We start from the raw sequence: 9679 nt of genomic DNA on the forward strand, positions 1-9679 counted from the left end.
GCAGGTCGCCGGCAAGGAGCTGATGCTGAAGATCCTGTATCCGCCCCTTGAACTCTTCCACCGCTACCAGCGGCAAGAAGCCGAACAGTTCAATGCGGCACTGGTCGACGCCATCACCCGGCACAAAGAGTATTGGACCGCCGACGACGCACGTTCCCTGAGTGGCGAAGGTCTGGTCGCCCTCGGTCCACTCGCCCTCGCCTGCATGGCTTATGACGCGGGTATGCCGATCGAGGTCGAGTCCGAGTACCTGCCCAAGGCGCTTCTGCAGCGCGCCTGGGTCGGCGAGTTCGAGACGTGATCCACGTTCTCCGCGAGACAGGCGGCCGAAGACCGTGACAGCTCAGGACTACGACAGTCAACTCCTCGAGTCGGTCTCCGTCCGCCGCCGCCGTCTCCGCGACGCCGTGCTGTTCGGTGCCCAGCGCCGGCGGCGTTCCTCCGACGAGAGGCTGGGGAAGCTGATCGCCGGCGTGGTGATCGCGGCGGTGGTGTGCGCGGCGTGCGTGGGGTGGTCGTTCGTGTCGCAGCGGGTCATCGGGCAGAACCCGTACGGGACTTCGGTGCCGTCGCCCCCACCGTCCGGACCGCTGTCGCCTTCGCCCTCGCCCCCTTTGACCTCTTCCGCCCGGTGATAGGTTCGAACGCGTGATACCCACGGGGACTTCGAGCCGTTCAGCGACCGGTCGGCGTACGGCGCTCAGCCGGGTCACCCTGGTCGGCGAGCGGCGCCGGGTCGACCTCGTACTGCCCTCGCTGGAGCCGGTCGGGGTTCTTCTGCCGGAGATCATGCGGTTGCTGGACGACCGTGTGGGCGCGCGCCCCGAGTTGCGGCACCTGGTCACCGCGGACGGCTCCGCGCTGGCGCCCGACGCTTCGCTGGAGTCGGCGGCCGTGCCCGACGGAGCCGTGTTGCGGCTCGTGCGCGCGCAGGACGCGCCGTCCGCTCCTGTCGTGCACGACGTGAGCGACGAGGTCGCCGACGATCTGGACGTACGGGCGTGGCGGTGGCGTCCTGTGGTGCGCAGGGTTGTCGCCGGGCTCGCCACCCTGTGCTGGGCGATCGTCACCGGCATCGTGGCACGCCGGGAGTTCGAACTGTCGGCGGTCGGTACCGGGCTCCTTGCTGTGGCGGGCGCGGGTGCGCTCGCCGGGGTGCTGTGCGGGCGCACCCGGCGGCAAGGGCTCGCCACCACGTTGATCGTCACCTCCGGTGCTCTGGCTGTGCTCGGTGCCTGGACCTGCGCCGACGCCTACGACTGGTCCGGCGCGCTGCGGCTCGCGGGTCTCGCCGTGCCGCTGGCGGTCGCGTTGTCGCTCGCCGGGTGGTTCACCCCGCTGGGGCGCGGGGCGCTGATCGGGGCCGGGGCGGTCGTCGGGTGCCTGGTGCTGTGGGAAGCGGCCATCGCTCTCCAGGGCGGCGCCGGGAGCACGGCCGGGCAGGTCCGGGCCGGCGCCCTGCTCGCTGTCGGCTGCGTCGTCGCCCTGGGCGTACTGCCGCGCCTGGCGCTGATGGCGTCGGGGCTGAGCGGACTGGACGACCGCCGTACGGGGGGAGCGTCGGTGAGCCGGTACCAGGTGGCCACCGCGCTCACGGCCACCCATCGCGGGCTGGCGATCGCGACCGTCGTGCTGGCCTCCTGCGCGGCAGCCGCCGGGATCATGGTGCTGCGCTCGGTGTCGGTGTGGACGGTGCTGCTCGCTGTCGTGGTCGTGGTGGCGCTCGGACTGCGGGCGCGTGCGTTTCCGCTCGTCGCCGAGGTCGTGGTGCTGCTGGTGGCCGCGAGCGTCGTCGCGGTGCGGCTCGCCGTGCTGTGGCTGGAGCACACCGGCGCGGTCGGTCCGGTCGTCGTACTGGCCCTGATCACGGCCGTCCCCCTCGTGGTGCTGGGCGTGGAGCCCGCCGAACACGTGCGCGTGCGGCTGCGGCGCATCGGCGACGCCCTGGAGTCGGCCGCCGTGATTGCCATGCTGCCGCTGGCCATCGGCGTGTTCGGGGTGTACGGGCGGCTGCTCGGCACCTTCGCGTGAGGACACGGAGATGGGCATGACCGCGGGAGGAGACTGGCAGCACGACCTGCTGCGGAAACTGGCCGGCGACGGCTCCGGCGGCGCCCCGACCTCCTCTCCTCCCGCCGGACCCGACGGCGTCCCCGCCTCCCCCGCACAGCCGGAGACGGGCCCCGCAGCGGTTCCCGACCCGCCCCCCGCCGCCCCTCCCGCCCCCCGCCAGGTGCACGACCCTCAGGCGTCTGCCCGGACCCCCGAGTCGCTCCCCACCGTCGACCCCCGTCTCGCCATTGCCCTGGGGCGCCCCCAGCACGGTGACTCGGTCGCTCGTCGCACCGGACGCACGCTGCGGCAGCTCACCGCCTCCGCCGGGCAGGAGGTCGCCGAACAGACCCGGGCTGCCCAGGAGTTGCAGCAGCCGGTGACGACCGGCCGGGTGATCGCGGTGACCTCGATCCGCGGTGGCGTCGGCAAGTCGACGGTGTCCGCGCTGCTGGCCCGTACCTTCAACCACTACCGGCACGACCCGGTGCTCGCCCTGGAGGCCGACGCGGCCCTCGGGACGCTCCCGGTGCGGCTGGGCGCGGACACGGTGCGCTGGTGCTGCGCCGACCTGGCCCGGATCCTGACCCCTGCCCTGCGGCTGACCGATGTCACCGGCTACCTGGTGCCGGTGGCCGACGGCGGCTGGCTGCTGCCCGCGGGCCAGGGTCGGGTCGGCGCCCCGCTGGACGTGCGCACCTACCTGACGGTGACGACGGCCCTGCGCCGCTATTTCGCGGTGACGGTGGTGGACTGCGAGACCCTGCCCGGTGAGGTGGCGCGTGCGGCGATGGACACCGCCCACACCCGGGTGGTGGTCGCGCCGATGACCGCCGAGGGCGTGCACGGCACCCGGCAGGTCCTGGACTGGCTCGGCCGGTTGCCGCACTCCGCCCTGGACACCACCGTCGTCGCCCTCAGCGCCGCCTCACCCGACACCACGCTGGATGTGAAGGCGGGGGTCGCACACCTGCGCGAGCCCGGCGTCCCTGTGATCCCGCTGCCCTACGACCGCCATCTCGCCCAAGGAGGCCCCATCCACACCGCCATGCTGGGCCGAGCCACCCGCGACGCGGCCGTCCGCCTGGCGGCCGAGGCGATACGGCGGGCGGTGCGCGGCCGGTGACCCGGCAGATCATCCACCGGCCCGCACGCTCCACCCGCCCGCTCGCCGCCCCCGAGCCCCGCACCGTCGAGGCGCCGCCGAACCTGCCCGAGGGCAGGATCGGCAACGCGGCAACGGCACTGCTGCCGGTGGCCGGTGTCCTGAGCTCCGTGGTGCTGATGACCGTCGTGCGCAACAGCCGGTTCGCCGCGGTCGGCGCGATCGTCCTGGTCGTCGCCCTGTTCGGGGCGGTGGCACTGTTCCTGTCGCAGCGCGGCAAGGCGCAGCGCACCCGGCGTACCCAGCGCGAACGCTACCTTGAGTATCTGGAGGAGCTGCGCGAGGAGTTGGGCGCGGCGGAGCGGGAGCGGCGGGAGCGGTCCCGGCTGCTCGACCCGCCGCCCGAGGCACTGTACGACCTCGTGCGCGACCCGGCGCGGCTGTGGGAGCGGCGCCGGGCGGACGCCGACTTCCTGCGGGTGCGGGCGGGCACCGGCGACGTACCGGCACAAGGACTGGCCGTCGACCAGAACACCGGCGGGGTGCTCACCCCGCCGGACCCGTTCATGCTCAACGAGGCCCGCGCCCTGCAACACCGCTTCGGCACGACCACCGAGTTCCCGCTCACCGTGCCCCTGGACCGGGCCGGGAACGTCAGCATCGTCGGCGACCGGGAAGGAGTCCTCCGGGTCGCCCGTGCGCTCCTGGTCCAGGCAGCGGTCGCCCACGCACCGGACGATGTCGCCCTCGCCCTCGCCTCGGCCGACGAGGCCGCGTGGGCGTGGGCCAAATGGCTGCCCCACATCCTCGACACACGGACGTACGACGGCCCGGTCGCGACCCGCCGCATCGCCCCCCGCCTCGCGGAGTTGGCCCGGCTGTGCACGCCCGACCTGCGGCAGCGCGCATCGAACGCGGCCGAGGTACGCCGTGGCCTGTCGGGCCGGGGCGCGGACGCGCTGCGGCTGACGTCCCGCATGCTCGTGATCAGCGACACCCACGGTGGTAACGCGGCCGAACTCCCGCGCCCCGACTCGGCGATCGGGCTGCCGGAGATGGGCGTCACCGTGCTGCATCTGCTGGAGCGGCAGGTGCACGAGCCCGACCAGGTCAGTGTGCGTATCACCGTCGACGGTGACCGGGTCGCCGTGGAGGACCTGCGCACGCCCGGGGTCCCGGCCGCCCGCGGCATCTGCGACGCGGTGACCGTCCCCGGTGCCGAGGGCATCGCCCGCATGCTGGCCCCGCTGCGCCTGTCGGCCGAGTCCGCGGCCGAGGGAACGCCGGTCTCCGGCCCGGTCGACTTCCCCGCCCTGCTCGGCATCGACGACCCGGCCCGCCTCGACCTCGACCGCCTGTGGGCACCGCGCGGCGAGCGGGACTTCCTGCGCGTCCCCATCGGCCTGACCGACCGGCACGAGCCGGTGCTGCTGGACCTGAAGGAGTCCTCCCAGCTCGGCATGGGCCCGCACGGCCTGTGCGTGGGCGCCACCGGCTCCGGCAAGAGCGAGCTGCTGCGCACCCTCGTGCTCGCGCTCGCGGCCACCCACTCCCCCGAGGACCTGGCGCTGGTCCTGGTCGACTACAAGGGCGGCGCCACCTTCGCCCCGTTCGCCGAACTCCCGCACGTCGCCGGGGTGATCACCAACCTGGAGAACCAGGCCGGGCTCGTCGAACGCGTCCACTCCAGCCTGGCCGGCGAGGTCAAACGCCGCCAGCAGGTCCTCAAGGACGCCGGGAACGTCGCCGACATCGGTCACTACGCGATGCTGCGCGCCACCGAACGCCCCGACCTGGAGCCCCTCCCCCATCTGTTCGTCGTCATCGACGAGTTCGGCGAACTCATCACCGCCAAACCGGACTTCATCGACCTGTTCCTGTCGATCGGCCGCATCGGCCGCTCCATCGGCGTCCACCTGCTGCTCTCCAGCCAGCGCATCGAGGGCGGCAAGCTCCGGGGCCTGGACACCTACCTCTCCTACCGCCTCGGCCTGCGCACCTTCTCCGCCGACGAGTCCCGCACCGTCCTGGACACCACCGACGCCTTCCACCTGCCCCCGCTGCCCGGGTTCGGCTACCTGAAGGTCGACACCTCCACCTACGAGCGGTTCAAGGCCGGGTACGTCTCCGGCGCCCACCACGGGCCCGCGCTGCGCGAGGAGGGCGGCGACACCCTCCGCGCGCGGCCGTATCCGACGTACAGCACCCCGCACGAGACCGAGGAGGTGGCGGAGCCCGTCGCCACGAAGCGCGAGACCGGGCCGAGCGTGCTGTCCGTCATGGTCGGCCAACTCGCCGCTGCCGCACCGCCGGTACGCCGGATCTGGCTGCCTCCGCTGCCGGACGCCACCACCCTGGACGCCGCAGCGGGCCCGCTGAGGGCCGGCCCGGACGGCCTGCGCCTGGCGCACGGCGGGGAGCCGATGCAGGTGCCGCTGGGCACCGTCGACGACCCGGCCCGCCAGTGGCAGCGGCCGTGGCTCCTGGACCTGACCGTCGCCGGCGGCCATACGGCCGTCATCGGCGGCCCGCAGTCCGGCAAGACGACTCTCCTGCGCACCCTCGTCCTCTCGCTGGCGCTCACCCACACCCCCTACGACGCCGCCGTCTACGGCCTCGACCTGGCCGGCGGCGGCCTGTCCGCCCTCGCCGACCTGCCCCATGTGGGCGGCGTCGCGGGCCGTGCCGACCACGAACGAGCCGCCCGCACCGTCGCCGAGGTGCGCACCATGCTCAGCCGGCGCGAGGAACTGTTCCGCGAGCACGGCATCGACTCCGTCGGCCAACTCCGCCGACTACGGGCCGACGGCCGGCTGCCCGAGCTGGCCGCCACCGACGTCGTACTGCTCGTCGACGGCTTCGGCGCCCTGCGCGACGAGTTCGCCGACCTCGACGACGCGGTGGCCGACCTGCTCAGACGCGGCGGCGGTTACGGCATCCACGTGGTCGCTGGCATGCTGCGCTGGAACGACGTGCGCATCGCCACCCAGTCCATGTTCGGCACCCGCGTCGAGCTGCGCCTGAACGACCCGGCCGACTCCTCCATCGACCGCAAGCTCTCCGAGACCCTCACGGCCGACACTCCCGGCCGGGCGCTGACCGACGGCAAGCTGTTCGCGCACGTCGCCCTGCCCCGTACGGACAGCCGGCCCGCCACCGGCGACCTGGGCCCGGCTCTGGAACGCGCGGCCCGTACCATCCGCGCCGCCTGGCACGGCGAACTCGCCCCGGCTGTACGGGTTCTGCCCACCCGGCTGCCCGCCGCCAAGTTGCCCGCCCCGGCCTCCGAACCGGGGAAGATCCCGCTCGGCGTCGACCAGGACGCCCTCGCCCCGGCCCTCCTCGACCTGTTCGGCACCGACCAGCACCTGCTGATCCTCGGCGACAACGAATGCGGCAAGACCAACCTGCTCAAGCTGATCGCCACCCGGCTGGTCGAGCGGTACGGGGACGAGGAAATCGTCTTCGGCGTCTTCGACCCCCGCCGCGGCCTGCGCGGCACGATCCCCGAGCCGTACCGCGGCGGCTACGCCCACAACGCCAAACTCGCCGCCGCCCTGTCCACCGGCATCGCCACCGAACTGGCCAAGCGCCTGCCGGAAACAGCGGACCCCGACGCGCCGGTCACCGCCGGACCCGCCTTCACCGGGCCGCGGATCGTCATCCTCGTCGACGACTACGACATCCTCGCCGCCGCCAGCCAACAGCCGCTCGCCCCCTTCCTGCCCTACCTTTCCTCGGCCCAGGACATCGGCCTGCACTTCGTCCTCGCCCGCCGCACCGCCGGCGCCTCCCGCGCCCTGTACGAACCCCTGCTGACCGCACTGCGCGAAACCGGCGCCACCGCACTCGTCATGACCGGCGAGCGCGCCGAGGGCCAGCTGTTCCCCGGCCTGTACGCCTCCCCGCAGCCACCCGGCCGCGGCACCCTCGTCCGCCGCGGACGCCCCCACCAGCTGATCCAGACCGCCCTCGCCGAAGAAGCCACCGAAGAGGCTGACGCAGAGTGACGAAGGACGTCATCGCCCTCACCCCGAAGATGCCGGACCTGCCCACCCTGCTCGCGGGCCTCTACGCCGGCGGCCCCGACCTCGGCGTGCACACGACAGCCGACGGCGCGGTCGTCCAGCTCTGTGCCCCCGACGGCCGCCCCCTGGTCTCGGTGGAAGCGCCCCTCCTCGTCCAGGTCCCCGGCGAGACGGCCCGACTGCTCGATCACCCGGTCGGGGAAGGCCCAATGTGGTGGACCGAGGCCCGCGCCTCCTCCGCCGTCGCCGAGGCCGGACGTCTCGCCGGCTCCTTCGCCGGGCGCCTGGCCACCGTCCTCGGGGGCACGGTCTGGCCCCCGGAGGCCGCCACCACGGACGTCGTCCCCCTCACCACCAACGTCTCGGCGATCCCGGTGCCCGCCACCTCGACCCCCGCCGTGGACGTCCTCACCGACTCGACAGCCGTGGTCATCCAGGACCGCCCCGTGGTCGCCATGACCAGCTGGCTCTCCGACGCCCTGCGCACCGCGACCGCCGCCGACCGCGCCCTCCAGATCGTCACGCCGCCGACGGCACGCCTCACCCTGCCCACGCGCACCGCCCTGCACGGCCTGCCCAACCGCTGGGTCGTCCAGGACCCCCAGCACGGCTACTACGACGGCCTCTCCGGCGCCGTACTCCACTGGAAGAACGGCACCTTCACGCCCGTACGCGACGAGGAGGGCGCCGCCTCGACGGCCGAGGCGTTCAAGACAGCCACCGAGACCGGTGAACGCCAGCTTCTCCTCACTCTGCGCACCCGGCACCCCGCGGACGCGGACCTCGTCCTCGGCCACGCCCTGGAGACCGCCTTCCGGCACCTCACCGGTTCCCCACCCGCAGGATGGAGCACCGCCGAACCGGTCAACCTCCCCTGGTCCACACGCCAGTTGACCGACCTGGCCCGCTCCCGGGCACCCCGCCCCACCTGGCTGATCGCCATCGGCCACCCTGATCGCCCCGCCCTCGCCACCATGCGCGTCCTCCGCACGACGGCCGGCGTCGAAGAGGACATCACCCTCGCGCTCGGCCACGGCCGGAACGAAACACCGCCCCTGCACGCCATCGAGGCTCTCGCGGCCGAGCTCGACGCCGAGCACGGCCTCGTCACCCTGCTCACGGCCCTCCGTACCGCCCGCCGCGACCTCACCGTCCCCGCACGCTTCGAACTACCACCGTTCCCCGTCGCGTTCACACTGGGACACGACGAAGCCAGGCGCATCGGCACCGCTCGCGTCGAGCGCCCGGCCCGGAGGCCCATTCCCGTGCGGCTCGGATCGGCGTTCCACTACCGTCTCGGCGACGGTTCGAACGCCGAAGCCTGGATCACGTTCCAGCACCTCACCCAACACCTCAAGCAGCAGGCATGACCGCTCCGACCAAGCGACTTCAGACGTCTGCCGGCGATGCCGCGCAGAAGAACGTCAGGTCCAGCAGTTCTTGCGCGGCAGGTCCGACACCAGCCCCGGCACCAAGCCTCGGATCCGGCGCCGGGGTTCAACCCGCGCGAAGCGGCCCGCGATCCGCTGCATCAGGCCCTCGAATGACTCCTGCCACCGGGCACGGCCTACGCTGTGACCTGCGGCCACCGCATGATCTTCAGTCTTCACACCTTGATGATCAACGGTGGCCCCACCCGTTTTCACAGCACCCTCACCGCAGATCGCGCCAGGAGGACATATGCGACACGGCGAAGTCTGGTGGGTCGAATTCGATGAGCGACGGCCGGTCGTGCTGCTGTCGGGAGACGAGGCGTCCGGGCTCCGGGCGATGCAGGTGGTCGCTCCGACGGGCGTCGACATCAGCGATCTGGGCATCGAAGTGGCCGTGGGCGGCACGGAAGGACTGCCCTTCGAAGGCGTGCTGCGGTTCGCGTTCCCGCGTCCAGGCTTCACCCCGTGCACCTGGCTGACCACCGTGTCCCGGGACGACCTGGTCGAGCGGGCAGGCGTGCTGTCCTCCGTGAAGCTCAGCGAGATCGAGGACGCCCTCCGTGTTGCCGAGCAACCGAAGGAGTGGACCGCGACGGCAGCCGCGAAGCTCAGCGAGATGAAGGATGCCCTCCACCTCGGTGGACCGGAGCAAGCGGGCAAGAGACGGACGCCGCCGATGGTGTGAGCGATCTCGTCCAGATGATCGACGCCGGCCATCTCCGCGGCTTCCCACACCAGCAAGATCACGATCTGCGGCTGGAGTACCGGTGTCTCGCGATCCGGTTCGTGTCACCTGAAGCTCTTTGACTCGTTGGGTACTGCTGAACCTCTCTTCGGAACAGGCCGCGGAATCAGGGACGTTGGCGGCCGACCGGCAACGACCGGCGAGACCCTCGCAAAGGTCGGGCTCGTAGACGCCCTGGTCAGGCCGACAACAACCCAGGCTCCTCCAACGCTGGTGCCATGCTGGAACACTTGAAGATCTAGTAAGAGGAACACACGTGCTCACGCGCATTCCTCGCCATGGCTTCCGCACGGACAACGCGGCCGAGGCCATGGCG

General features: G+C 72.5%; 7 protein-coding genes and 1 pseudogene. 7 read left to right on the forward strand and 1 reads right to left on the reverse strand.

Features of this window, described 5'->3' with window-relative positions; genetic code table 11:
* The 6 genes from SZN_RS32175 to SZN_RS32200 form a co-directional block, all read left to right on the forward strand.
* Positions 1–301: immunity 49 family protein (locus SZN_RS32175; RefSeq protein ID WP_007503296.1), on the forward strand; the 301-nt coding region annotated here is incomplete at its 5' end.
* Between the two features lie 34 nt (positions 302–335).
* Positions 336–635, forward strand: a complete 300-nt coding sequence (locus tag SZN_RS39365; protein WP_007503297.1) for a hypothetical protein — start codon at positions 336–338, stop codon at positions 633–635.
* A gap of 13 nt (positions 636–648) precedes the next feature.
* Positions 649–2031 (forward strand): type VII secretion integral membrane protein EccD, encoded by a 1383-nt coding sequence (gene eccD / locus SZN_RS32185; RefSeq protein ID WP_007503298.1) that lies wholly within the window; start codon positions 649–651, stop codon positions 2029–2031.
* A gap of 10 nt (positions 2032–2041) precedes the next feature.
* Complete coding sequence (locus tag SZN_RS32190; protein WP_007503299.1) at positions 2042–3178, forward strand: CpaE/TadZ family protein; 1137 nt, start codon at positions 2042–2044, stop codon at positions 3176–3178.
* Positions 3175–7167 carry a type VII secretion protein EccC gene (locus SZN_RS32195; protein WP_007503300.1) on the forward strand — a complete coding sequence of 1331 codons (3993 nt, stop codon included), beginning with the start codon at positions 3175–3177 and terminating at the stop codon, positions 7165–7167. Before SZN_RS32190 ends, SZN_RS32195 begins: the two co-directional genes overlap by 4 nt.
* Positions 7164–8555, forward strand: a complete 1392-nt coding sequence (locus tag SZN_RS32200) for a DUF6177 family protein (RefSeq protein WP_007503302.1) — start codon at positions 7164–7166, stop codon at positions 8553–8555. Before SZN_RS32195 ends, SZN_RS32200 begins: the two co-directional genes overlap by 4 nt.
* A 57-nt stretch (positions 8556–8612) precedes the next feature.
* On the opposite strand, the pseudogene SZN_RS41095 reads toward SZN_RS32200, so the two are convergent.
* Positions 8613–8774 (reverse strand): annotated as a pseudogene (locus SZN_RS41095) (IS701 family transposase); the annotation flags it as partial.
* Positions 8775–8865: 91 nt separating this feature from the next.
* On the opposite strand from SZN_RS41095, the gene SZN_RS32210 reads away from it, so the two are divergent.
* Positions 8866–9303 (forward strand): type II toxin-antitoxin system PemK/MazF family toxin, encoded by a 438-nt coding sequence (locus tag SZN_RS32210; RefSeq protein WP_007503304.1) that lies wholly within the window; start codon positions 8866–8868, stop codon positions 9301–9303.
* The last annotated feature ends 376 nt before the right edge of the window (positions 9304–9679 follow it).

It is taken from the genome of Streptomyces zinciresistens K42, assembly GCF_000225525.1.
GTDB classification, from domain to species: domain Bacteria; phylum Actinomycetota; class Actinomycetes; order Streptomycetales; family Streptomycetaceae; genus Streptomyces; species Streptomyces zinciresistens.

Bases quoted from the DNA above. Each gene is read 5' to 3' on its own strand.
- SZN_RS32190 (WP_007503299.1), top strand. From the start codon at position 2,042: ATGGGCATGACCGCGGGAGGAGACTGGCAGCACGACCTGCTGCGGAAA.
- SZN_RS32210 (WP_007503304.1), top strand. From the start codon at position 8,866: ATGCGACACGGCGAAGTCTGGTGGGTCGAATTCGATGAGCGACGGCCG.